Source organism: Ornithinimicrobium flavum (assembly GCF_004526345.1).
In the GTDB taxonomy this organism is placed as follows: domain Bacteria; phylum Actinomycetota; class Actinomycetes; order Actinomycetales; family Dermatophilaceae; genus Ornithinicoccus; species Ornithinicoccus flavus.
Window position 1 is genome coordinate 1,915,610 of record NZ_CP038213.1, and the last position, 24,121, is coordinate 1,939,730.

At 73.1% G+C, this 24,121-nt stretch carries 21 protein-coding genes and 1 pseudogene; 19 read left to right on the forward strand and 3 right to left on the reverse strand.

From position 1 onward, the window contains the following. The first annotated feature begins 2 nt into the window (after positions 1-2). From E3Z34_RS08945 to E3Z34_RS08975, 7 genes and pseudogenes are all read left to right on the forward strand, one after another. Positions 3-2,045, forward strand: a complete 2,043-nt coding sequence (locus E3Z34_RS08945) for an MFS transporter (RefSeq protein WP_134773311.1) — start codon at positions 3-5, stop codon at positions 2,043-2,045. Beyond that, positions 2,042-2,614: a TetR/AcrR family transcriptional regulator gene (locus tag E3Z34_RS08950; protein ID WP_134773312.1), complete on the forward strand. Its 573-nt coding sequence runs from the start codon at positions 2,042-2,044 to the stop codon at positions 2,612-2,614. Before E3Z34_RS08945 ends, E3Z34_RS08950 begins: the two co-directional genes overlap by 4 nt. Further along, positions 2,611-4,226: pseudogene (gene dop, locus E3Z34_RS08955) on the forward strand (depupylase/deamidase Dop). The gene E3Z34_RS08950 and the pseudogene dop overlap by 4 nt, the downstream one beginning before the upstream one ends. A 238-nt stretch (positions 4,227-4,464) precedes the next feature. Continuing rightward, positions 4,465-5,745: an integrase core domain-containing protein gene (locus E3Z34_RS08960; protein ID WP_134773313.1), complete on the forward strand. Its 1,281-nt coding sequence runs from the start codon at positions 4,465-4,467 to the stop codon at positions 5,743-5,745. 176 nt (positions 5,746-5,921) lie between these two features. Beyond that, positions 5,922-7,196 carry an IS256 family transposase gene (locus tag E3Z34_RS08965; protein WP_238695474.1) on the forward strand — a complete coding sequence of 425 codons (1,275 nt, stop codon included), beginning with the start codon at positions 5,922-5,924 and terminating at the stop codon, positions 7,194-7,196. A 199-nt stretch (positions 7,197-7,395) separates the two neighbouring features. Next, on the forward strand, positions 7,396-7,800 hold the full coding sequence (locus E3Z34_RS08970) for a hypothetical protein (protein WP_134773314.1): 405 nt from the start codon (positions 7,396-7,398) through the stop codon (positions 7,798-7,800). 155 nt (positions 7,801-7,955) lie between these two features. Then, positions 7,956-9,650: an HNH endonuclease signature motif containing protein gene (locus tag E3Z34_RS08975; protein WP_158288651.1), complete on the forward strand. Its 1,695-nt coding sequence runs from the start codon at positions 7,956-7,958 to the stop codon at positions 9,648-9,650. 478 nt (positions 9,651-10,128) lie between these two features. On the opposite strand, the gene E3Z34_RS08980 is transcribed toward E3Z34_RS08975, so the two are convergent. Continuing rightward, on the reverse strand, positions 10,129-11,595 hold the full coding sequence (locus E3Z34_RS08980; RefSeq protein WP_134773316.1) for a protein adenylyltransferase SelO: 1,467 nt from the start codon (positions 11,593-11,595) through the stop codon (positions 10,129-10,131). 56 nt (positions 11,596-11,651) lie between these two features. On the opposite strand from E3Z34_RS08980, the gene E3Z34_RS08985 reads away from it, so the two are divergent. The 4 genes from E3Z34_RS08985 to E3Z34_RS09000 all read left to right on the forward strand — a co-directional run bounded on the left by E3Z34_RS08985 (position 11,652) and on the right by E3Z34_RS09000 (position 14,862). After that, complete coding sequence (locus E3Z34_RS08985) at positions 11,652-11,852, forward strand: ubiquitin-like protein Pup (protein WP_134773317.1); 201 nt, start codon at positions 11,652-11,654, stop codon at positions 11,850-11,852. Between the two features lie 20 nt (positions 11,853-11,872). Next, entirely contained in the window at positions 11,873-13,270 is a 1,398-nt protein-coding gene (pafA, locus tag E3Z34_RS08990) for a Pup--protein ligase (protein WP_134773318.1), read from the forward strand. A 93-nt stretch (positions 13,271-13,363) separates the two neighbouring features. Beyond that, on the forward strand, positions 13,364-14,413 hold the full coding sequence (locus tag E3Z34_RS08995; RefSeq protein ID WP_134773319.1) for an FKBP-type peptidyl-prolyl cis-trans isomerase: 1,050 nt from the start codon (positions 13,364-13,366) through the stop codon (positions 14,411-14,413). A 50-nt stretch (positions 14,414-14,463) separates the two neighbouring features. After that, positions 14,464-14,862 (forward strand): FKBP-type peptidyl-prolyl cis-trans isomerase, encoded by a 399-nt coding sequence (locus E3Z34_RS09000; RefSeq protein WP_134773320.1) that lies wholly within the window; start codon positions 14,464-14,466, stop codon positions 14,860-14,862. A gap of 30 nt (positions 14,863-14,892) precedes the next feature. Here the strand turns inward: E3Z34_RS09000 and glsA are convergent, their stop codons facing one another. Both glsA and E3Z34_RS09010 read right to left on the reverse strand, forming a co-directional pair. Further along, positions 14,893-15,831, reverse strand: a complete 939-nt coding sequence (gene glsA, locus E3Z34_RS09005) for a glutaminase A (RefSeq protein ID WP_134773321.1) — start codon at positions 15,829-15,831, stop codon at positions 14,893-14,895. Between the two features lie 134 nt (positions 15,832-15,965). Continuing rightward, positions 15,966-17,096 carry a DUF3866 family protein gene (locus E3Z34_RS09010; RefSeq protein ID WP_134773322.1) on the reverse strand — a complete coding sequence of 377 codons (1,131 nt, stop codon included), beginning with the start codon at positions 17,094-17,096 and terminating at the stop codon, positions 15,966-15,968. A 64-nt stretch (positions 17,097-17,160) separates the two neighbouring features. On the opposite strand from E3Z34_RS09010, the gene E3Z34_RS09015 reads away from it, so the two are divergent. From E3Z34_RS09015 to E3Z34_RS19780, 8 genes are all read left to right on the forward strand, one after another. Beyond that, the gene (locus E3Z34_RS09015) at positions 17,161-18,177 is read left to right on the forward strand and encodes a helix-turn-helix transcriptional regulator (RefSeq protein WP_134773323.1); all 1,017 of its coding nucleotides are present in this window, start codon (positions 17,161-17,163) and stop codon (positions 18,175-18,177) included. After that, complete coding sequence (locus E3Z34_RS09020; protein WP_134773324.1) at positions 18,171-19,130, forward strand: helix-turn-helix transcriptional regulator; 960 nt, start codon at positions 18,171-18,173, stop codon at positions 19,128-19,130. Before E3Z34_RS09015 ends, E3Z34_RS09020 begins: the two co-directional genes overlap by 7 nt. Before the next feature lie 57 nt (positions 19,131-19,187). Continuing rightward, the gene (gene tatA / locus E3Z34_RS09025; protein ID WP_134773325.1) at positions 19,188-19,442 is read left to right on the forward strand and encodes a Sec-independent protein translocase subunit TatA; all 255 of its coding nucleotides are present in this window, start codon (positions 19,188-19,190) and stop codon (positions 19,440-19,442) included. 91 nt (positions 19,443-19,533) lie between these two features. Then, complete coding sequence (gene tatC, locus E3Z34_RS09030) at positions 19,534-20,319, forward strand: twin-arginine translocase subunit TatC (protein WP_134773326.1); 786 nt, start codon at positions 19,534-19,536, stop codon at positions 20,317-20,319. Then, positions 20,316-21,221 carry a diacylglycerol/lipid kinase family protein gene (locus tag E3Z34_RS09035; protein WP_134773327.1) on the forward strand — a complete coding sequence of 302 codons (906 nt, stop codon included), beginning with the start codon at positions 20,316-20,318 and terminating at the stop codon, positions 21,219-21,221. The genes tatC and E3Z34_RS09035 overlap by 4 nt, the downstream gene beginning before the upstream one ends. A 9-nt stretch (positions 21,222-21,230) precedes the next feature. Then, positions 21,231-23,345: a DEAD/DEAH box helicase gene (locus E3Z34_RS09040; RefSeq protein WP_338043698.1), complete on the forward strand. Its 2,115-nt coding sequence runs from the start codon at positions 21,231-21,233 to the stop codon at positions 23,343-23,345. A gap of 10 nt (positions 23,346-23,355) precedes the next feature. Further along, complete coding sequence (locus E3Z34_RS19775) at positions 23,356-23,565, forward strand: hypothetical protein (RefSeq protein WP_338043699.1); 210 nt, start codon at positions 23,356-23,358, stop codon at positions 23,563-23,565. A gap of 85 nt (positions 23,566-23,650) precedes the next feature. Next, positions 23,651-24,100 carry a hypothetical protein gene (locus E3Z34_RS19780; RefSeq protein WP_338043700.1) on the forward strand — a complete coding sequence of 150 codons (450 nt, stop codon included), beginning with the start codon at positions 23,651-23,653 and terminating at the stop codon, positions 24,098-24,100. The last annotated feature ends 21 nt before the right edge of the window (positions 24,101-24,121 follow it).

Genomic DNA, 24,121 nt, shown 5'->3' on the forward strand with positions numbered 1-24,121 from the left:
ACATGCGTTCACGAGGTGGGTCGGACCAGCCGGCCCCGTCCGGTGCTGCCACCACCGCCATCATCCTGGTCCTGGCCCTGTGCGGGACCCTGGTCTCCCTGCAGCAGACCCTGGTCCTGCCGCTGCTGCCGGACTTCCCCGAGATCCTGGGCACGACGAGCGACAACGCGTCCTGGCTGGTGACGGTCACCCTCCTCACCGCGGCCGTGGGCACGCCCATCGTCTCGCGCCTGGCCGACATGTTCGGCAAGCGGCTGATGCTCATCATCTGCATGTGGGCGGTCATCCTCGGCTCCGTCATCGCCGCGCTCAGCCCGAGCCTGCCCCTGGTGATCACCGGGCGCGGCCTCGCCGGCCTCGGCGCCTGCCTGGTGCCGGTCGGCATCAGCATCATGCGCGACCACCTGCCCGCGGACCGGGTGGGCTCCGGCGTCGCGCTCATGTCTGCCACCCTCGGGATCGGGGGAGCAGTCGGTATGCCGCTCGCCGGGGTCATCTACCAGTCCTTCGACTGGCACGCGCTCTTCGTCGTCTCGGGGGGCTTCGCGGTGGTCATGCTGGTGGCCGTCCACCTCGTGGTGCCCGAGTCGCTGGTCAAGACCCGCGGCCGCTTCGACTACGTGGGCGCGGTGCTGCTGTCGGTGGCCCTGACCTGCTTCCTGCTGGCCGTGAGCAAGGCCGGGAGCTGGGGCTGGTTCTCACCCATCACCCTCACCCTGCTCGTCGTGGCCGGTCTGGTCCTGGCCGCGTGGGTCCCCTGGGAGCTGCGCGCCGGGCAGCCCCTCGTGGACATCCGCACCTCGATGCGGCGCACGGTGCTGCTGACCAACACCGCCTCCGTGCTCGTGGGGTTCGCGATGTTCGCCAACTTCCTCACCTCCACCCAGCAGGTGCAGATGCCCCGGGAGACCGGCTACGGCTTCGGGCTGTCGGTCGTGTCGACCGGTCTGGTCATGCTTCCCGCCGGCATCGCCATGGTGCTGATGTCGCCGGTGTCCGCCTCGCTCATCCGCCGCTTCGGGCCGCGGGCGATCCTGATCGCCGGGTCGCTGCTCATGGTCGCCGGCTTCGTGGGGCGGTCCTTCCTCCACGCCTCGGTGGTCGAGGTCATGGTGACCTCCGGCATCGCCTCGATCGGGACGGCGCTGGCCTTCGCCGCGATGCCCACGCTCATCATGCGGGCGGTGCCGATCACGGAGACGGCCTCGGCCAACGGCCTCAACACCCTGCTGCGCTCGATCGGGACCTCGTCGGCCTCGGCCATGGTGGCCGCGGTCTTCGCCGCCTCGATGGTCACCACCGCGAGCGGGGAGGCGGCGCCGACGTTCGCCGCATACCAGCTCATCTTCTGGGCCGGCGCGGCCGCCGCCCTGGGCGGCGCCCTCATCACGGCCTTCATCCGGCGCCCGCAGCGGGTCACCGAGGACGCCCTGCAGCGGCCCGCCCGTGCACCGGCCGGGGAGCGGACGGAGATGAAGCCCCGCTCGGAGCTGCCGGAGCTGCTCGTGCGGGGGCAGGTCGTCGGTCCGCAGGGTCGTCCGCTGCGCCAGGCGGTGGCCACCGTCCTGCAGCCCGACGGCGAGCACGTCGACTGGGGTCGGACGGACAACGAGGGCAGGTTCGCCCTGGCCCTGCCGCACTCGGGGCGCTACCTGCTCGTGGTCTCCGCCGACGGGTGGGCGCCGCAGTCCACCCTGGTCGACCTCGACGACGAGGAGATCGAGCCCTTCACCCTCACCCGGCGCCTGCTGCTCTCGGGTCACGTCCTGGACCGGGGGATGCCGCTGCCCGGCGCCATGGTCTCGCTCATCCGCCACTCGGGGGAGTACGTCGGCACCACCCACGCGGACACCACCGGCACCTACGAGATCGGCCTGCCCCCGCCGGGCCGCTACGTCCTCACGGCGGTCGACCACGTGAGCGGACGGACCCGGTCGCGGGCGCTCACGGTGCACTCCACGTCCGCCACGCTCGACATCGACCTGGAGACGGGGATCCCTCGTCCGGTGGAGCCGAGCGGCTCGATGGGGAGGGTCGAGGCGTGACCACGCCCCAGACCGAGGGGGCCCGGGAACGGCGGGACCTGGTGCTGGTCGCCGCCCGACGGCTCTTCGGGGAGCGCGGGTATGCCGCGGTGACGATCCGTGAGATCGCGGCCGAGGCGGGTGTCTCGCCGGCGCTCGTCATGAAGGTGGGGGGCTCCAAGGAGCAGCTCTTCGCCCTCGCGGCCCCCACCGAGCCCGTCCCGCTCGACCCGGACGTCCCGCTGGCGGGCCTGGGCGAGCTGCTGGTGCGACGCATGGTCGACCGGCGGGCGTCCGAGGCCGCCGAGCCGTGGTTGCGGGCGCTGACCCTGCTCCACAGCGCGCCCGACCCCGCGGCGGCCCGACGGGACTTCCGCGAGCGTTTCCTGGGGCGCTTCCCGCAGGAGGGCGAGGCGGGACGGCATACCGACGAGGTCGCCTGCCTCCTCGTGGGACTCGCCGCCGGGCTGCGTTCCCTCCGGCTCCTGGAGCCGGGGTCGACCGACGAGGAGGCGCTCGTGCGGGAGTACGGCGCCTTCGTCCAGCTGGCCCTGGACCGGATGGACCGGATGGCAGGATCGACGCCATGAGCGTGCGGCGGGTCATGGGGATCGAGACCGAGCTGGGGATCACGAGCAGCCAGGTCGACGCGCGTGGCGTGCCCGTCACCCCCATGGTGCTGTCCGGCCAGGTGGTCCTGGCGTATGCCGCGGCCACCCCTGCCGGGAGCGCGCTCCCCGCGGGGGCCGGGTGGGACTACGCGGACGAGACACCGCTGCGGGACGCCCGCGGCTTTGAGATGGCCCGGGCGTTGGCCCACCGGTCCCAGCTGACCGATCTGGACGACCCCACGATCGCCAACTCGGTGCTGTCCAACGGGGCACGCTTCTACGTCGACCACGCCCACCCCGAGTACTCCTCGCCGGAGGTGACCTCGCCGCTGGCCGCCGTGCGGTGGGACCGGGCGGGGGAGCTCGTGGCGCGGGCGGCGGTGCACCACCTGGCCGAGCAGGGCCTGGACGTCCGGCTCTGGAAGAACAACGTCGACGGCAAGGGCGCCTCCTACGGCACGCACGAGAACTACCTCGTCCCCCGCTCCGTCCCTTTCGACCGGCTCGCGCGCCAGCTGATCCCCTTCCTCGTGGCGCGGCCGGTCATCGCCGGTGCCGGCCGGGTGGGGATCGGGCAGGCGAGCGAGAGACCCGGTTTCCAGCTCTCGCAGCGGGCCGACTACCTCGAGGCCGAGGTGGGTCTGGAGACGACGCTGCGCCGGCCGATCGTCAACACGCGGGACGAGCCGCACGCCACGCCCCACCTCTACCGCCGGCTCCACGTCATCGTCGGGGACGCGACCATGGCCGACGTCACGACCTACCTGGCGATGGGGTCGCTGTCAGCCGTCCTGCGAGTGATCGAGACCCATCCGCAGCTCCTGGAGGGGCTGGCACTGGCGCACCCGGTCGCTGCGGCCCAGACGATCTCGCACGATCCCTCGCTGCGGGCCACGGTCGCGCTCGCCGACGGCAGGACCCTCACCGGGCTGGACCTGCTGGAGGCCCACCTCGAGGCGGTGGAGCACGCCGCCGGGTCGGGGCACGAGGCGTGGGCTGACGACGCCGACGGGGAGTCCGACTCCCACAGTCCGCAGCCCGGCTCCGACGGCTCCGACGGTGGCGGGACCGGCTCGGCCACCGGTGACGTGCTGGCCCGCTGGCGCTCCGTCCTCGACCAGCTGCGGGCCGATCCGCGGGGGCGGCGGAGCAGGTGGAGTGGGTCGCGAAATACGCTCTGCTGCAACGGTTCCGGGAGCGGTCGGGCGCGGGCTGGGACGACCCGCGGATCGCGGCGATGGACATCCAGTGGCACGATCTCGACCCGGCCCGGGGTCTGGCCCAGAAGCTCAGGGCCGCAGGCCGGCTCGAGAGGTTGGTCAGCGACGAGGACATCGCCTCCGCGGTGACGGACCCGCCCGGAGACACCCGCGCCTGGTTCCGGGGCGAGTGCGTCCGCCGTTACGGCCCGCCCGGCGACGTGCGCGCCGCCTCGTGGGACTCGGTCGTCATGGTGGACGAGCGGGGAAGACTGCAGCGAGTGCGCATGGACGACCCGGCACACGGGACGCGCGACGAGGTGGGCGCGCTGCTCGACCGCCACGACCGCAGCGCCTCCCTGCTGCCCGAGCTCGTCGTCGAGGAGGCCTGACGGGCGGGCGGAGCGTCCGGGCCTCGCTGCCGACCACTCGTCGAGCCGTCGCCCCCTTCGCCTCCGTCAGTCGTGCGGGCCGCTGGCGCCGGTGCTCACACGGGTCAGCATCGGGGATCGCTGTCTCTCTGTTATCTATCGGGACATCGGTGACAGTTCTGCATCAGGACATCGGTGACGGTTCTGTCTCATCTGGTGGTGACACTTGTCACCGTCCGGGTGTTGCTGGACTTGGTCGATGCCCAGGAACGAGCCTGTCGATCCCCGCGTCCGTCTCGCGATCACGCAGTGGCCCGAGGACGCGCCTCGCGGGTCGGTGAGCACCTTCTGCATCGAGCACGGCATCTCGCGCAAGACGTTCTACGAGATCCGTCGACGCGCGCTGGTGGAGGGGCCGGCGGCAGCGTTGGAGCCCAGGTCTCGGCGCCCGAGGGCGAGCCCTTCCAGGATCACCGATGAGGTGAAGGAGCAGGCGATCGGGGTGCGGGCAGCGCTGGAACGTTCCGGGCTGGACCACGGGCCGATCAGCGTGCACGACAAGATGCACGCGATGGGCCTGGACCCGGTGCCCTCGACGGCGTCGCTGGCGCGGATCTTCCGCGAGGCTGGGGTCGCGAGGCTGGAGCCGAGGAAGAAGCCGCGCTCGGCGTGGCGACGCTTCGTCTACCCGGCGCCGAACGCGTGCTGGCAGCTGGACGGGACTGAGTACGTGCTGACCGGGGGCCGCCGGTGCGTGATCCTGCAGCTCATCGATGACCACTCCCGTTACGCCCTGGCCTCGCGTGTGGCCTGGGGTGAGACCAGCGAGGCGGCGATCGCGGTCTTTGACAAGGCCGTGGCCGCCCATGGGGTACCGCAGCGGCTGCTCACCGACAACGGGGCCGCGTTGAACCCCACCCGCCAGGGTCACATCGGTCAGCTCGTCGAGCACGCCGCAGTCCTGGGCGTGGAGGCGATCACCGGCAAGCCCGGCAGGCCGACCACCCAGGGCAAGAACGAACGTTTCCACCAGACCCTGTTCCGCTACCTGGACAAGCAACCCCTGGCGCGCACCTTGGAGGAGCTGCAGGCCCAGGTCGATGCCTTCGACCGCATCTACAACACCGAAAGAGGCCACCAGGGGCTGCCCGGGCGGATCACGCCCCAGGCAGCGTGGGAGGCCACACCGAAGGCGGAGCCACCACGTCCCCGACCCTTGCGACCGTTGTTCGAGCGGCCCGACCGGACCCACCGGCCCGCCCCACGCCAGCTCCGCCCGGCCCACCTGCCGCACGGGACCGTCGTGCGCACGCTCAGCTCGAACGGAACCTTCGCCCTCGACTCGGTCACCTACATGGTCACCGCCCTGCACGCGTTCGCCCGCGTGCTGGTCACCACCGACGAGGACCGGGTCATCGTCACCGACACCCATGGGGAGGTCCTGGCCGAGCGGACCCGACCCGCACCCGGCATCAAGTACGTCGGCAACGGACGACGCAGAGGCACCCAGCCCAAGAACCCTCCGTCACCGAAGTCCTGACACATCAACTGTTACCAAAGTCCTGACGCAGAACTGTCACCGATGTCCCGAGACATCACAGGATCGCTGTCTCTCACCTCGGGACTGTCCGCTAAACGGTGTTTCTGGCCCGACGCGCCGGCTCAGCTGGCGGGGAAGGTCATGAGATGACCGAGAAGATCTCGAGCATGAGCTCGATGCCCAAGAAGGTGAAGAAGACGACCTCGCGCAGCGAGGCAGAACAGGCGGCGGTCCGGGAGCTGGTCAAGGCCGCCCGGGCCCGCGGTGAGGACCTGACCGGCCCGGACGGGCTGCTCAAGTCGATCACCGCCACCGTCCTGGAGACCGCGCTGGAGGAGGAGCTGACCGAGCACCTCGGCCACGAGAAGCACCAGGTGCCCACCGCCGGGAACGGCAACATCCGCAACGGCACCCGCCCCAAGACGGTCCTCACTGACGCCGCCGGGGAGGTGACGATCGCCGTCCCGCGGGACCGGGCCGGCACGTTCGAGCCGGTCATCGTCAAGAAGCGACAACGGCGGCTTTCGGACGTGGACGCGGTCGCGATCAGCCTGTTCGCCAAGGGCCTGACCACCGGTGAGATCAGCGCGCACTTCCACGAGGTGTACGGCGCCAGTATCAGCAAGGACACGGTCTCGAGGATCACGGACAAGGTGCTGGAGGAGATGGCCGCCTGGTCCTCCCGTCCGCTGCAACCGGTGTACGCGGCCATCTTCATCGATGCGATCTACGTCAAGGTGCGCGACGGGCAGGTCGGCAACCAGCCCTTCTACGCCGCGATCGGTGTCGACCTGAACGGCCGGCGAGACGTCCTCGGGCTGTGGGCAGGGCAGGGCGGTGGTGAGTCGGCGAAGTTCTGGATGAATGTGCTGGCCGACCTGAAGAACCGCGGCGTGCGGGACGTGTTCTTCATCGTCTGCGACGGCCTCAAAGGACTGCCCGACAGCGTCAACGCCGTCTTCCCGCAGGCGATCGTGCAGGCCTGCGTGATCCACCTCATCCGGGCGACGCTGCGCTACGCCAGCCGGAAGTACTGGGACCAGCTGTCCAAGGACCTGCGCCGCATCTACACCGCCCCCTCGGTCGAGGCGGCGTGGGCGGCGTTCGAGGAGCTCGAGGAAAAATGGGGCAAGCCCTACCCAGCCATCCCCAAGATGTGGAGAGCAGCGTGGGAGGAGTTCATCCCCTTCCTGGCCTACGACGTGGAGATCCGCCGCGTGCTGTTCTCCACCAACGCCATCGAGTCCCTGCACGCCAGGTACCGGCGCGCGGTCACCGTGCGCGGGCACTTCCCGACCGAGCAGGCCGCCCTGAAGTGCCTCTACCTGGTGACCCGCGGGCTGGACCCCAAGGGCACGGGGCAGGCACGATGGACCATGCGGTGGAAGCCCGCGCTCAACGCTTTCGCCGTCACCTTCGCCGACCGCATGCCGGCCGCGGAGAACCTCTGAGATGAACGCCAGAAACACCGTTCATCGGACAGACCCCTCACCTCTTGCGCAGTTCGAACAGGTGTTCTAGTATGGGGTGATCGAGCAGCTCTTGGTGGGGACCGGGGGCGCGGGGGATCTGAGGGGGGTGCGGGGTTTGAGGAAGGAACCGGGGAGGGCGTCGTCCTCCGGTGGGGACTCCGGTACCGGGCCTGGGCCCGTGCCCGCTCCGGCTGCCCGGGAGGTGCTGCGGGCGGCCCTGGTGGGGGTGGGGCTGGACGAGGCCGCGGCGGCGGCGATCGGGGATGCGGCGGTGGTGCTGGGTGCGGTGGGCCGTGGCCGGCGGGTCGATCCCGGCGACCTCAGCTCCGCCGAGGCCAGGACGGCGCAGGGGCCGGGGCCGGATGCCTCCGGGGTGCCGGGGCAGGGTGGGGCCGGGGTGACGGGGTCGGTGGGGGCGTGCCTGGGGGAGGCGGACGTGGCGTTGGCGGCGATGGAGGCGCTCGCGCAGGCCTCGATGCGGCTGGACGCGGCCCTGGTGCTCACGGCGCGCAGCAGTCGACCGCGATCGGGGCGGCGTTGCTGGCGCAGCGGGACGTGGCCGACCCGGGGGAGCTGTCGGTGACCGCGCGGGAGCGGTGGCGGGCCCGGGCCAAGGCCCGCACGGGGCGAGATCGCCCCGGCGATCGGGTGGACCCCGGGGGAGACGGTCCACCTGGTCGCGTTGGCGTGCGCCCCGGCCGCCTTCCGGGCCCCGGTGGTGGACCAGATGGCCGGGGGGTGCTGCCGTGGCGGTTGGCGCGGTCGTTGTGGCGGGCCTGCCAGGGGTTGCCCGTGGCCGAGGCGGTGCACGTGGCCACGGTGATGTGCGGCGACGACCCCGACACGTGCGTGCCGGAACGGTTGACCCCCGAGGGCACCGTGGCGACCGGGCCGTGGGAGCACCGGGCGTTCTACGCCGCGCTGGAGCGGGAGGTCGCCAAGCTCACCCACGCCGACGACACCGACCCGCAGGACCGTGCGGCGGCGCGGGCGGTGCGGGACGCGGCGTGGGCCGGGCGGGGCGTGATCGCCCGGGTCGACCAGGACGGCACCGGCACCCTGACCGTGATCACCTCGGCGTTGTGGGTCGCCGGGATCAAGGACCGCCTGTCCGGGGCCGCCCGCACCGCCCGCGCCGCGGGCGACGGGCGCACCCTGGCCCAGCTGGAGTCCGACATCGCCCGCACCCTGCTCGCCCACGCCACCGTCGGCTTCGCCGACCAACCCCTACCCACCCCGACCACCCCACCCGACCAGGACACCCCCGCCGGCGGTAATGCTCCCGCCGGGGCCGGTGACACCCCCGCTGCCCAGGACGCTCCCGCGGTTCAGGGTGCTGTCGTCGGGGCGGGTCCTGCTGCGCAGGACCTGGCGCGGGCGGGGTGGAGCCCGCAGCTGATCCAGGCCCTGTCCGGGCTGCCGGCGGCCACCCTGCAGGTCATCGTGCCCCTGATCGGGCTGCACGACCCCGCCACCGCGCACACCCTGCCCACCCTGGGCCGCACCAGCACCCGCCCCATTGACCCCGACGGGTCCGGCGGGCCCGGGGACGACTATTCCCTCGGGCGCGACCCTGCCCTCGGGCAGGACCCGGGTGGCGGGCAGGACCCGGGTGGCGGGCACACGGGCCGGCCGGGATGCCCCGGCTGCCTGCCCAGCACCCGCCGCGACCACACCACCCGTGACCGCACCCGGAACCCCGATCCCGAGGAGAGCTCTGCCCACGAGGAAGCCCCTGCTCACCGGGATGGCCCTGCCACCGAGGGCGACTGCGCCCACGGGGAGGACTCTGCCCAGCAGGACGGTGAGGTCCAGGAGGGCGTCTGTGTCTGCGGGGGAGGTGGGGGCGGGCCCGGTGGGGACCCACCGGGCCAGGACCGCACCGGCACGGCCGGAGGCCGCCGGTTGTGGGTGGGAGAGCTGCTCGGCTCGTTCGGCACGTTCGTCTCCCCCGAGCAGGTCCGGGCCCTGGCCCTGGAACCAGGGACCACGATGGCCCGGCTGCTGGTCGACCCCGCCGACGGGCGGTGCGTGGAACGCTCCCTGACCACCTACCGGATGGACGCGGCGATGCGGGCCCAGCTGCTGGCCGCCGACGTGACCTGCCGCGCCCCCGGCTGCACCCGCACCGGCACCGTCTGCCAGGTCGACCACGTCACCGAGTACGGCACCCCCGGCGGGGCCACCGCCGAGACCAACGCCCAGCTGCTGCATACCGGCCACCACGAACCCAAGACCGCCAAGGACTGGGACGCCCACCTCGCCGCCAACCGGGACCTGACCTGGACCAGCCTGCTGGGCCGGATCTACCGCACCCGCGCCTGGGACTACCGCCGCTACCTCACCCTGCTCGTCGACGCCCTGGACACCGTCCACGACACCGCCCCCAGGACCGCGCCGACGAGATCAACCACCAGATCTACCTCGCCCTGACCCACCACGACCTCACCGAACCGCTCAACCCCGGCGACGACGACCCCGAACCCGACCTCATCCGGTACGGCGGATGGGCCCTGATCCAGCTCACCCACCGCGACCCCACCACCGGCCAACGCCTCCCCGGCCCCTCACCCCAGGCCACCACCCACGCCCTGGCCCACCACGCCACCGCCACCCCACCCCCCACCGGCCAGGAGCACACGCCCGCGACCGATACCCGCGGGACCAGCACCGGCGGCCCGGGCACGGGCAGGAGCCGCACGGGCCGGACAAGGGCGGCGGGCAGACGGGCGAGAAGACCAAGGAGCCACCCCGCCGGTGGGGCATGCAGTCCATGGACCGCTCCGGCGACGACAGAGCAGCCGAGGCCGCCTGGCGACTCATGACCGACGAAGACATCCCGCCCTTCTAAGGAGCAGCGATGGGATCGGACGACGGGCACTGCGGCCTGGGGACCTGCGGCCGGGACCTCTCAGGTGCCGCAGAAGGTAAGGTATGCGGCAGCGACGTCGGTGGGGGCCGGCTCGGCATACCGTTCGAGGCCGGGACGCTCCCGGTAGGGATCTGTGACCGCGCCCAGGAGCCGGGTCACGGGCTCCAGGTCTCCCTTCGTGCCGGCGGCCAGAGCCTCCTCGACGAGATGGTTGCGGGGGATGTAGACGGGATTGACGCGATCCATCAGCTCCCCGTCCGGAGCGAGGGTCCGCCAACGGGCCAGCCACCGGTCGAGAGCCGGTCGGTCGAGGACGAGGCTCCGCACAGGTTCGGTGTCCCCACGGGCTGCGACCCCCAGGGATCGGTAGAACGAGGTGTGGTCGACACGGTTGGCCTCGAGGACCTGCAGCAGGTCATCGGCGAGCGTCGAGACGGTCGCGTCGGTCGCGGACCCGTCGAGGCCGAGCTTGCTGCGCATCCCACGGAGCCACGCTCCGGCGTAGGTCTCGGGGAATGCCTCCAGGCACTCCGTGGCCAGCTCGACGGCACGCGACTCGTCGTCGTCCAGCAACGGCAGGAGTGCCTCGGCCAGACGCGCGAGGTTCCACCGGGCGATGACGGGCTGGTTGCCGTAGGCGTAGCGACCCTGGTCGTCGATGGAGCTGTAGACGGTCCTCGGGTCGAAAGCCTCGAGGAAGGCGCAGGGTCCGTAGTCGATGGTCTCTCCGGAGATCGTCGTGTTGTCCGTGTTCATCACCCCGTGGACGAAGCCGACGAGCATCCACCGCGCCACGAGTTCCGCCTGCGACGCGACGACGGAGCGCAGCAGGGCGAGGTAGGGCTGCTCGCTCGGTCCGTCGGGCGGACCATGACGGTCACGGGCGTGGTCGGCCAGGCGCCGCAGCAGCTCGAGGTCTCCGGTCGCCCGGGCGTACTGGAACGTCCCTACCCGGAGATGACTCGACGCGACCCTGCTCAGCACCGCCCCCGGCAGCATCCGCTCCCGGACCACGGGCCGTCCGGTGGCGACCACCGCCAGCGACCGTGTCGTGGGGATGCCGAGCGCGTGCATGGCCTCGCTGACGACATACTCGCGGAGCATCGGACCGACCGCGGCCAGGCCGTCCCCGCCCCGTGCGAACGGGGTGCGCCCCGACCCCTTGAGGTGGAGGTCCCGCAACCGTCCCTCCCGGTCGGTCAGCTCGCCCAGCAGGAGGGCCCGACCGTCCCCCAGCCGGGGGGAGTAGCCGCCGAACTGGTGGCCGGCGTAGGCCTGGGCGACAGGGGACGCCCCCTCGGGGACGAGCCGACCGATGAGCAGGCGCACGCCCTCGGGGCTGCTCAGCCAGCGCGGATCCAGCCCCAGCTCTTCCGCGAGGCCCTCGTTGAGCAGCAGCAGCCGGGGGTCGGGGGCGTCCACGGCCTGCCACGGCACCCCCAGCTCCGGCAGCTCGCGGGCGAAACGGGCCTCGAGCACGACGTCCGGCGGGGTGAGCACACTCATCCTGGCCACGGTACGCCAGCCGTCACCGGGAGGACCGACGGTGAGAGGATGGCCCCATGTCGCAGCAGCAGTTCGACCGCCGTCGGGACGACGCGGGCGGGGACGCCCCGGAGCCGGAGGCGCCGCCGGCCGCACCGGCGGCCCAGAGCGCCGAGCGGGACGCCGCCCTCGACTCGCTCCTGGACGAGATCGACGGGGTCCTGGAGAAGAACGCCTCCGACTTCGTGCACGGCTTCGTGCAGAAGGGCGGGCAGTGAGCCCGCAGGAGGCCTGACCCGTGGACCGGCGGATCATGGGGGTCGAGACCGAGTTCGGGGTCAACGCCACCTTCCGCGGCACCTCGCGGCTCTCCCCCGAGGAGGTGGCCCGCTACCTCTTCCGCAAGGTCGTGGCCTGGGGGCGGTCATCCAACGTCTTCCTGGCCAACGGCTCCCGGCTGTACCTCGACGTCGGATCGCACCCGGAGTACGCCACGGCCGAGTGCGCCGACCTGCTCGACCTGATCGCCCACGACCGGGCGGGGGAGCTCGTCGTCCAGGACCTCGCCGACGACGCGGAGCAGCGGCTCGCCGAGGAGGGTTTCGACGCGACCGTCTACGTCCTCAAGAACAACGTCGACTCCCGCGGCAACTCCTACGGGTCCCACGAGAACTACCTGATCGAGCGGAAGGGTCGGCTCGAGCGCATCACCGACACCCTCGTGCCGTTCCTGGTCACACGTCAGCTGGTGACGGGCGCCGGCCGGCTGCACGTGGTGGGGGAGCGGGCCACCTACCTCGTCTCCCAGCGTGCCGACCACATGTGGGAGGGGCTCTCCTCGGCGACCACCCGCTCGCGCCCGATCATCAACACCCGCGACGAGCCGCACGCCGACCCCGAGAAGCACCGCCGCCTGCACGTCATCGTCGGCGACTCCACGATGAGCCAGACGACGACCCTCATGCGGTTCGGCATGACCGACCTGGTCCTGCGCATGCTCGAGGCGGGGACGATCGTGCCCGACCTCACCCTGGCCAACCCGATCCAGGCGATCCGCGACGTGAGCCGCGACCGCACCGGGCGCCGCCCGATCCCTCTCGCGGACGGCACCACGATCACCGCCCTGGGTATGCAGCAGCGCCTGCTGGAGCTGGCCACCCGGCACGCGCAGGGGGCCGGCATCGCCGAGGTGCCGCCCTTCCGGGACGTGCTGGAGCTGTGGGGACGCACCCTGCAGGCGGTCGAGAGCGAGCAGCTGCACCTCGTCGACACCGAGATCGAGTGGGTGATGAAGAAGAAGCTGCTCGACCGGTATGCCGAGCGGCACGGTCTCGCGCCGCACGACGAGCGGCTGCAGCAGCTGGACCTGGCCTGGCACGACGTGCATCCGCAGCGCGGTCTGGTGCGCCTGCTGGAGCGGGCCGGGCAGGCACGCACACTGGTCGACGACGCGCGGATCCAGCGCGCCATGAGCGAGCCCCCGCAGACCCGGGCCAAGCTGCGCGGCGACTTCGTCCGTGCCGCCCAGGAGCACCGCCGCGACTTCACCGTGGACTGGGTGCACCTCAAGCTCAATGACGTCGCCGCCCGCACGGTCATCTGCAAGGACCCCTTCGCCAGCGTCGACCCCAGGGTGGACGAGCTCGTCGAGCACATCCGCACCAGCGGTCCTCCCGGCACCCCGCGCGGCGTCTGATCAGCGTCCTCGGACCCCGGCGGTGCACGGGTCACCCAGAGACGGACGATAGAGTGCGACGGTTTGCACCCCCGAGTAGCAAAGGATGCGCGCGTGCGCTCACCCCGGTTCAGGTTCCTCGCGGCTGCGGCCGCCCCCCTCCTGCTCGTCGTCGCGGCCTGCAGCCCCGGCACCGACGGTGACGACGTCGCCGCCACGAGCGGGGACGACGCGGCCGTGACCTCCGCCGGGCCCGCCGCGAGCCTGGCCGACGTCTCCGTCGAGAAGGACGGCGACACCCCCACCCTCACCTGGGACGGGCAGCCCTTCGCCGAGGGCGACCTGCCCTTCGTCACCTACGAGACCCAGACCGAGCAGGTCGCCGCGGGCGACGGCGACGAGGTGCCGGAGACCGCCGAGGTGGAGGTGCGCTACCTCGCGGTCAACGGGGCCAACGGTGAGCAGATCGTCTCCACGTTCGAGAACGAGGAGACGGTGACGATGGACCTCAACAACGAGTCCCTCTTCCCCGCCTTCCTGGAGAACCTGCCGGGCACCCAGGTCGGGGAGGCGCTGCTGATGGCACTGCCGGCGAGCGAGGCCTTCGGCCCGGCGGGCAACCCGCAGTTCGGCGTCGGCCCCGAGGACACGATGGTGTTCTACCTGGAGATCGAGGAGGCCAACGAGCCCCTGACCCAGGCCGAGGGGGAGCAGGTCGAGCCCGAGGACGGCCTGCCCACCGTCGAGGCGGACGGCCAGAGCCCCGCGCAGATCGACGTCGAGGGCGCCGACGCCCCCGAGGAGCTCGTCGTGCAGCCGCTCATCGAGGGCGAGCGCAAGGAGGTCCAGCCCGGTCAGCTGGTCCGCGTCCACTACACGGGCGTGACGCTCTCGGACGGTGAGCAGTTCGACACCTCCTACGAGCGCGGCGAGCCCTTCGAGTTCCAGGTCGGCGCCGGCCGGGTCATCCCCGGCTGGGAGGAGGGTCTGATCGGCCAGACCGTCGGCTCCCGCGTCCTGCTCGTCATCCCGGCGGCCCAGGCCTACGGCGAGGCCCCCGAGGGTGCCGACGACGCCGGCAGCACCGCGACCGCCGACCCCCAGGCCCACCCGCTCGAGGGTGAGGACCTGGTCTTCGTCGTCGACATCCTCGGCGCCTACTGACCGAGGCGTCCGCGCCACCCGCCCTCACCGCATACCCGAAGGAGACACCCATGACCGACTCCCCGTTCGGCAACGTCAAGAAGGCCAAGCCCGAGATCGACTTCCCGGGTGAGGCCCCGCCCGCCGAGCTCGTGCTCGAGGACATCGAGGTGGGCTCCGGCGCCGAGGCCACGGCCGGCGCCCAGATCTCGGCCCACTACGTGGGTGTCGCCTGGTCCACCGGCGAGGAGTTCGACGCCTCGTGGAACCGCGGCGAGCCGCTCACCTTCACCGTCGGTGTCGGCCAGGTCATCCAGGGCTGGGACCAGGGTCTGCTCGGGATGAAGGTCGGTGGCCGTCGCAAGATCGTCATCCCGCCGCACCTGGGCTACGGCGACCGCGGCGCCGGTGGCGCCATCAAGGGCGGCGAGACGCTGATCTTCGTCGTGGACCTCGTCGAGGTCCGCTGACCCTGGCTTCCGGGCACTCCTGCGCCCCCGTCACCCGTCGCGGTGGCGGGGGCGCAGCACGTGCAGGTCGAGCTCGGTGGACAGCTCCTCGAAGATGCGGGCGCCCCGCACGGAGTTGCCGTGCTCGTCCAGACGCGGGGAGTATGCGGCGATCCCGCCGCGTCCGGGGGAGGCGCCGATGATCCCGCCGCTGATGCCGCTCTTCGCGGGGATGCCGACAGTGGAGACCCAGTCACCCGCGGAGTCGTACATGCCGCAGGTCAGCATGACCGAGAGCACGTGCCGGGCGGCGACGTGGCTCAGCGCCCGGGTCTCGGTCCCCGGGACGAGCCCGTCGTTGGCGAGGGTCCCGGCGATGCGGGCCAGGTCGATCGTGCTCACGGCGATGGAGCACTGCCGGGAGTAGCCGTCCACGACGTCGTGGGGCTCGTCGGGCAGCTCAGCCAGCGCCCGCACCATGTGGGCGATCCCCAGGTTGCGGTCGGCGTTCTCCATCTCCTGGCGGTAGCACTCCTCGTCCAGCTCCAGCTCCCGCCCGGCCATGGTCGACAGCAGCTCGTGGATGCGGGCGTAGCGCTGCTCGGCGTCCGGCCCTCGCACCAGCGAGTGGGCGACGAGCGCGCCGGCGTTGATCATCGGGTTGTCCGGGCGGCGGGACCCCGGGTCCAGGCTGATCCGGTTGAAGGCGTCGCCGGACGGCTCGACGTCGATGTGCCGGAGCACCTCGTCCATCCCGACGTCGTCGACGGCCAGCCCGTAGACGAGAGCCTTGCTCATCGACTGGATGGGGAAGCGGTGCTCCGCGTCCCCGGCGCTGAACGTCTCACCCCCGTTGTCGACGACCGCCACGGCGAGCCGGTCCAGGTCGGCGGTGGCGTGGACCGGCAGCTCGTGGGGCTCGCCCGCGTCATCGTCCCGGACCCGGTCCAGGACGTCCTGCAGGATGGCGGTCACGTCGCGCTGGGTCATGGCGTCAGCCTACGGAGTGCTGCCCCGGCGCAGCCGGAGGACTCCACGAGCGAGACGCCGGCCGCGGCACGGCGGTGGCGCACCGGCAGCGGCGTGCCGTCCGGTGGCTGTGAGATCGGCGACGTCCCCGTCGGCTAGCCGAGGAGCTCCCGTGCGTGGACGCCCGCGACCGCCGCCGCCAGGAAGGCGGCCGGGTCCTCCGCCAGGCCTCGACCCATGGTCGACATCCGGACGGGCGCGTCGGCGAGGGCCTCCAGGATCCCGTCCGTGGCGACCTCGACCAGCCGGAGGTGCGGGGCCCTCCGCACGAGGTCGGACGCCTGCTCCCGGACCAGGGCCAGGCAGTCCCCGAGCCGGGCGTCGTCGGGTGGGACGGGAGCCACGAGGTCGGCGGGGCGGGCCAGGACGCGGCCGAAGGCGGTGCGGCTGTGGTGGGACAGGCCGCGGTGCCGCGGGCGGGCGTCGGCCTGGGAGACCCGGAGCGCGGCGACCGGGCGCCCGCCCAGCACCGCCGCCGCGTTGAGCGCCTCCCCGGCGGCGACGCCGGAGAAGCCCCACCGGGTGCCCGTGCCGAGGTTGCCCGGGCCCTGGGCGACGACGGCCAGGTCAGCCCCCAGGACGTGCCGGGCCGCCAGCAGCGCGGTGTGCACGGTGACGGCCTCGAGGTCGCCGCCGTAGGCCTGGCCGCAGGTGATCGACGCCGACATCCACCTCGCCTCCCGGAGGGCGGCGACAGTCCGGGAGAAGGCCAGGGGCAGCGCGCCTCCGTCGGTCATCACGTAGGCGATCCGGGGGGCCGCGGCACCCCGTCGCGACGCGGCCAGCCGGGCCCCGGCGAGCACGGCCGGGAGGGCGCTGTGCAGGTCGGCGGCCACGACCGGCATACCGTCGAGGGAGTCCGCCTCCTCCAGCACGGCGTGGTGCGCACCCTCCGGGTCGTCGACCCCGAGGACCATCGTCTGCAGCGGGGTGTAGCGCGCCTTGACGAGGTGCCCGGGTCGCTCGGGGTCGGTGGCCCAGCCCGCGGGCCACGCGCCGGGCCGGTCGGGGATCGCCGCCACCAGGGCGTAGCCGCCCGTGCCCAGGCCCCGGTCCAGCGCCGTCGTGTTCAGCAGCACCCGGTCGCCCGCCTCGGGCACCCCGACCACCTCGGTGTAGGAGAGGGCGCGCACGAGGCCGCTGCCGGCGACCTCAACGTCAACCTCGACGACCCCGGACCACCCCTCCCGGACCTCGCGCACCACGCCCTCACGCCACCGGATCACCCGGCAAGGCTAGCGGTGCGGGTCGTCCCGCCACGGCTCCCGGCAGCGGGTAGCCTCGGGGACCATGGCCCGCCCGTCACCGGCCGCCGCGAAGACCGAGCGGCTGCTCAACCTCGTCATCGCGCTGCTGCACACGCGCCAGCCGCTGTCCAAGGCGAGGCTGCGCCAGGCGGTGCCGGACTACGCGCAGGGCGGCGACGAGGCCTTCGAGCGGATGTTCGAGCGGGACAAGGACGAGCTCCGAGCCCTCGGGGTGCCCTTGCGCACCGAGCCCATCGACCCCTTCTTCGACGACGAGCCGGGTTACCGCATCGACCAGCGCGAGTACGCCCTCCCGCAGATCGACTTCGCCCCCGACGAGCTGGCGGTGCTGGGGCTGGCCAGCCGTGCGTGGAGCCAGGCGAGCCTGGCCGGCCCGGCCGCGCAGGCGCTTCGCAAGCTGGAGGCGGCGGGTCTCGTGCGCGACGAGAGCTCGGTCGCGGGCATCGAGCCGCTGCTGCACACCCGCGAGCCGGCCTTCGAGCCGGTGCGCGACGCCGTCCTGTCCCGGACCCCGCTGACCTTCGACTACCGCGGGGGCTCCGGCGACCTGGGGGAGCGGCACGTCCAGCCCTGGGGCCTGACCAGCTGGCACGGCCGGTGGTACCTCACCGCCCACGACCTCGACCGGGACGCCCCGCGGGTCTTCCGCCTCGACCGGATCGGGGATCCCCGGCGGGCCGGCCGGGCGGGCGGGTATGACGTGCCCCCCTCCCACGACGCGGTCACCATGATCCGGTCCTCGGTGGGGGACGACGCTGCGGCCCCCTCCACGACCGCACGGCTGCTCGTGCGGGAGGGTGTCGCGGCCTCGCTGCGCAAGCGGGGGGCGGAGGCCGCCGAGGAGGCGCCGGAGGGGTGGGACCTGGTCGAGGTCCCGACCGGGTCGCTGGTCGCGCTGGCCCAGGAGGTCGCGGCCTACGGGCCGGACGTGCGGGTGGTGGACCCGGCCGAGCTGGGCGAGCTGGTCGCCGAGCGGCTGCGGGCGGTCCTGCTCGCCCACGGGGGCGACCCGGCCCGGGGGGAGGGCGGCCGATGGTGACCTTCGAGAGCGCCACCTCGCGCCTGTCGCGACTGCTGACGATGGTGCCGTGGCTGCTCAACCGGCAGGGGATCGACCTCGCGCGCGCGGCCGTCGAGCTCGGCGTGAGCGAGGAGCAGGTCGTCGACGACCTCCAGCTGCTCTTCGTGTGCGGTCTGCCGGGGCACTACCCCGACGACCTCATCGAGGCCTCGTGGGAGGACGGCCGCGTCTTCGTCGGCAACGTCACGCAGGACACGATCGCCCGCCCGCTGCGGCTCGGCCGGGACGAGGCGCTGGCGCTCATCGTCGCCCTCCGGGCCCTGGCGGCCACGCCCGGTCTGGCGGAGCGGGACGCGATCGACCGGGCGCTGGCCAAGCTCGAGGCGGCCGCCGGGGACGCCGCAGCCTCCGCGGACCAGGTGCGGGTCGACCTGGAGCAGCCCCTGGACCCCGAGCTCGCCGGCCGCATCCGCACGGCGCTGACGCAGGGGCGCCGGCTGCACCTCACCTACACCTCCGCCAGCCGCGACCAGACGACCGAGCGCGACGTGGACCCCCTGCGGGCGCTGTCGGTCGACGGTCGCTGGTACCTCGAGGCGTGGTGCCACCGGGCCCAGGGCCTGCGGACCTTCCGACTCGACAGGGTCGAGGACGCCCGGGTCCTCGACGAGCCCGCCACCCCGCCGTCCGACCTGCCGGACACCGACGTGCGGCCGGGCGTCTTCCGCGGCGCCCCCGACGACCTCGTCGTCACCCTCGAGCTGGCTCCCGCGGCGGCATGGGTCGCCGAGTCGGTCCCCTCCGAGACGGTCGAGGAGCACGAGGACGGCAGCCGCACCATGGTGCTCCGCGTGGCCGACCCGTCCTGGCTGCAGCGGCTGGTCTGGCGCGAGGCCGGAGCGGTGCGCGTCGTGGACCCCCCGGAGCTGGTGCGGGCGGTCCGGGAGGGTGCGGCCCGGGCGCTAGACTGACCAGGTCCCCGTCCACGCGACGGGCGGGGGGTACCGAACCGAGAGCGAGCCGCACCCATGCGCATCCAGATCTGGCACGTCGTCGTCCTGATCGTCGCCTTCGTCCTGCTCTTCGGCTGGAAGAACCTCCCCAACATCGCCCGCTCGATGGGGGAGTCCATGCGGGTCTTCAAGTCCGAGGTCGACCAGATGAAGGACGAGGGGCAGGCGCGCAACGCGGAGAAGACCAGGCCGGCGATCGAGGACGAGGACACCGCCATGCGGGAGTACCGCGAGGCGAACGAGCGCCGTCCCGACGAGCCCCGCGCCTGAGACGGGCCCTCCGAGCCCGGCACCGCACCGTTCCGTGGCGCGCACCCGCACCCGTTCCCGCACCCGCCGGGTCAGGGACCCGGAAGGACGCATGTCCCTGGCCGAGCACCTCCGGGAGCTCCGCAACCGGCTGACCGTCTCCGTGCTGGCGGTCCTCGCGCTGGCCGTCGTCGGCTGGTACTTCTACGACCAGATCTTCGCCTGGGTCAACGCCCCCATCGTCGCCGTCGCGCAGGCCCGCGGCGAGGACGAGGTGATGCTGCGCTTCCAGAACATCACCGAACCCTTCGCCATGCAGCTCCGGGTGGCGGTCTTCAGCGGGATCATCCTGGCCAGCCCGGTGTGGCTGTGGCAGGCGTGGGCCTTCCTCCTGCCCGGCCTGACGCCGAAGGAGCGCAAGGTCTCGCTGGCCTACTTCTTCGTCGCGATCCCGCTCTTCTTCGCCGGTGCCGGCCTGGCCGCCTACACCTTCCCGCGCCTGGTGGCGATCCTGCTCGGCTTCACCCCGGAGGGGGCGGCCAACCTGCCGGGCGCCCAGGACTTCCTGTCCCTGTGGCTCTACTTCATGCTCGCCTTCGGGCTGGCCTTCCTCCTGCCCGTGGTGCTGGTGGGGCTGAACCAGATCGGCATCCTGCCCGCGCGGGCGATGCTGCGCAGCTGGCGGATCACCCTGTTCCTCATCCTCGTCTTCTCCGCCTTCATGACCCCCGACCCGAGCGCCTGGACCATGCTGGCCATGGCCGCCCCTGTCTTCTTCCTCTTCTGGTGCGCGGTGGGCTTCTCCTTCCTCCTCGAGCGGCGGCGGCGCCGCCGCGGGGACGACCCGCGCGACCGCTACGCGGGTCTGTCGCCGGGCGAGGCCACCCCCCTGCCATGAGGTATGCCGTCGCGCGGGGCCGGCGGACGCGCCGCCACCGCGGGGGCACGGCCGCGCTGGGGGCCGCGGCGGCCGCCCGGCTGCGCAGCGCCGGGCACGAGGTCACCGAGGTGGTGACCGACTCCCTGGAGCACGCCCGGGCGCGGTGCGGCGCGCTGGTCGCCGACGGCCTGGACGTGCTGGCGGTGGCCGGTGGCGACGGGGCCGTCAGCCTGGGGGCCGACCTGTGCGCCGTGACGTCCACGGCCCTGGCGATCCTGCCCTCGGGCACCGGCAACGACAGCGCCCGGTCGCTGGGGCTGGTCGGCGGGCAGCAGGGCACGGGCCCGCTGCAGGCGCTCATGGACGACCGCCGGCGGCGGATCGACACCCTGCACGTCCCCGAATTGGACCGGCACGTCCTGGGGTCGGTGCCGGCGGCGCTCGACGCCCGGATCTCGGCCCGCGCCAACGCCTGGCCCCGCCACCTGGGGCCGTTGACCTACACGCTCTCGGCCCTGGTGGAGATCGCACTGCTGCGGCGGCAGCCCCCGCTGCGCTACACCCTGACGGTCGACGACCGGCGCAGCGAGCTGGAGGCGCTGGTGGTCGTCCCGGCCAACCTGCCCTACTTCGGCGGCGGCCTGCCGATCGCCCCGGACGCCGACCCCGCCGACGGCCTGCTCGACCTGGTCGTCATCACCCCGGTGGCGCCGCTGGAGGCGCTGCGGCTGCTGCGGGCCGTCCGCGCCGGTCGGCACGCCGACCACCCGGCCGTGACGATCACCCGGGCCCGGCGGGTGCACCTCGAGGGACCGTCCGACATCGTCGCGCAGGCCGACGGGGACGAGCTGGGCCCGCTCCCGCTGACGGTGCAGGTCAGCCCCTCGTCCCTCCAGGTGGTGGCGCCCCCGCTGACGTAGCCTGGGATCATGTCCAGCCCCGCCGAGCGTTACGCCCGTTCCCGCGAGCGAGGGGCCTGGCAGTCCTCGCCGGCCGGCCGCTTCGCGAGCTCGCTGGACTTCGAGCTGGATCCCTTCCAGCGCGAGGGGATCGTGGCGGTCCAGGAGGGGCACGGGGTCCTCGTGGCCGCGCCGACCGGGGCCGGCAAGACGGTCGTGGGGGAGTTCGCCGTGGCCCTGGGGCTGGAGACCGGGCGCAAGACCTTCTACACGACCCCCATCAAGGCGCTGTCCAACCAGAAATACCACGACCTCGTGGCCCGCCACGGCGTCGGCAACGTCGGCCTGCTGACCGGTGACGCGTCGGTCAACGGCGAGGCGCCGGTGGTCGTCATGACCACCGAGGTGCTGCGCAACATGATGTATGCCGCCTCGCCCACCCTCACCGGGCTCGGCTACGTGGTCATGGACGAGGTGCACTACCTCGCCGACCGCTGGCGCGGTGCGGTCTGGGAGGAGGTCATCATCCACCTCCCCGCCTCGGTGCAGGTCGTCTCGCTGTCGGCGACGGTGAGCAACGCCGAGGAGTTCGGCGACTGGCTGCGCACCGTGCGCGGTGACGACACGCGGGTCATCGTCTCCGAGCACCGGCCGGTGCCCCTGTGGCAGCACATGATGGTCGGCAAGCAGCTCCTCGACCTGTTCGTCACCGACGGCAGCGGGGGAGGGACGGCGGCCCAGGGCGGCACGACGCGGGTCAACCCCCAGCTGCTGGAGCGGATCTCCGGCGCCGAGCGGGCCGCCCAGTCCCAGGGGTGGCGGCGCGAGGACGCCGGCGGTCCGCGGGGCCGTCGGGGGGCACCCCGCGGGCGCTCCCGGGGCACGGACTCCCGCGAACGCGGAGGTCGCGGCGGCACGGCATACCGGGACGACTCCCGGGCGGCGACCGGTTCCCTGCCCGGCGGTGCGCCGACCCGGGCGGAGGTCATCGACCAGCTCGACCGGCACGGCCTCCTGCCGGCGATCACGTTCATCTTCAGCCGGGCGGGGTGCGACGCCGCGGTGCAGCAGCTCCTCGGGCGCGGGGTGCGGCTGATCCCCGAGGAGGAGGGGCAGGCCGTCCGCGACCTCGTCACCCGCCGGGTGGCCGAGGTCGACCCCGCTGACCTGGGGGTCCTCGGCTATCACGACTTCGCCGAGGGGCTGGCCCGCGGGTATGCCGCCCACCACGCCGGGATGCTGCCGCTCTTCCGGGAGATCGTCGAGGAGCTCTTCACCGCCGGGCGCGTCAAGGCGGTCTTTGCCACCGAGACCCTCGCCCTGGGGATCAACATGCCGGCCCGCTCGGTGGTGCTGGAGAAGCTCGTCAAGTTCAACGGCGAGACCCACGCCCCGGTGACGCCCGCGGAGTACACCCAGCTCACCGGCCGCGCCGGGCGGCGCGGCATCGACGTGGAGGGCCATGCGGTCGTGCTGTGGCGCCGCGGGGTGGACCCGATGGACGTCGCCGGGCTGGCCTCCACCCGGACCTACCCGCTGCGCTCCTCCTTCCGGCCCAGCTCCAACATGGCCGTCAACCTGGTCTCGCAGTACGGCCGGGAGCGGGCCCACGAGCTGCTCCAGAGCTCGTTCGCGCAGTTCCAGGCCGACCGCTCGGTGGTCGGCCTGACCACCCAGGTCAGGGAGAACCTCGTCGCGCTCGACGGCTACGCCGAGGCGATGACCTGCGAGCGCGGCGACTTCCGGGAGTACGGCCGGCTGCGGCACGAGCTCTCCGAGCTGGAGAAGATGCAGGCCCGGCGTCTGCAGGCGCAGCGCCGGGCCGACATCGCCAGCGCGTTGGAGGAGCTCGAGCCCGGCCAGGTGATCCAGCTCGACGGGGGACGCAAGGGCTCCATGGCCGTCGTGCTGCGCGGGGCCCGCCGGACGGCGTCCCCGGAGCCGTCGGTCATCACCTCCAACGGGAGCCTGCAGCGGCTGACCGTCGCCGGCTTCCGCGACGTGCCCGAGGTGATCGGCACCCTGCGCGTCCCCGCGCACTTCAACCCGCGCAGTCCCAAGGCGCGCAAGGACCTCGCCTCCGCCCTGCGGGACACCGTCCGCGAGCCCCGGCCCGGCCGGGGCGGGCCGGGAGGAGGGGGGTGAAGGGCCGGGGGTGTCCCCGGGCAGCATCGAGGGTCAGGTGCAGGACCTGCGGGCCCGGATGCGGGCCCACCCCTGCCACAGCTGCCCCGAGCGGGAGGACCACGCGCGGTGGGCGGCACGGTGGTGGTCGCTGCGCAAGGAGACCGACGACCTGCAGCGGGGGTGGCGCACCGGACCAACACCGTGGCCACCACCTTCGAGCGGATCTGCGACCTGCTGAGCTCGATGGGCTACCTCACCGCCGACGGCCGGCACGTCACGCCCGAGGGGAGCACCTGCGGCGCATCTACACCGAGCTCGACCTGGTGGTCGCCGAGGCCGTGCGCCGCGGCGCCTGGCGCCGGCTCACCCCCGCCGACCTGGCGGCCGTGGTCTCGGCGCTCGTGCACGAGGCCCGCTCCGACGAGGTGAGCGACCCGCCCGTGCCCAGCGTCGAGGTGGCCGAGGCGCTCGGCGAGATGGAGGCCATCTGGCGGGAGGTGCAGGCCCGCAAGAGCGAGCACGACCTCACCGGTGACCGCGAGCTCGACCCCGGGATCTCCTGGATGGTCCACCGCTGGGCCTCCGGCCGCGGCCTCGAGGAGGTCCTGCGCGGCGGGGACCTGTCCGCCGGGGACTTCGTGCGCCGTGCGAAGCAGGTGGTCGACCTGCTGGGCCAGATCGCGCACGCCAGCGCCGGCGAGCTGTCGCGGACGGCGCGGGCGGCCTCCGACGCCGTGCTGCGCGGGGTCGTGGCCGCCGACCGTCTCGACTGAGGGCGCACGCCTAGACTCGCG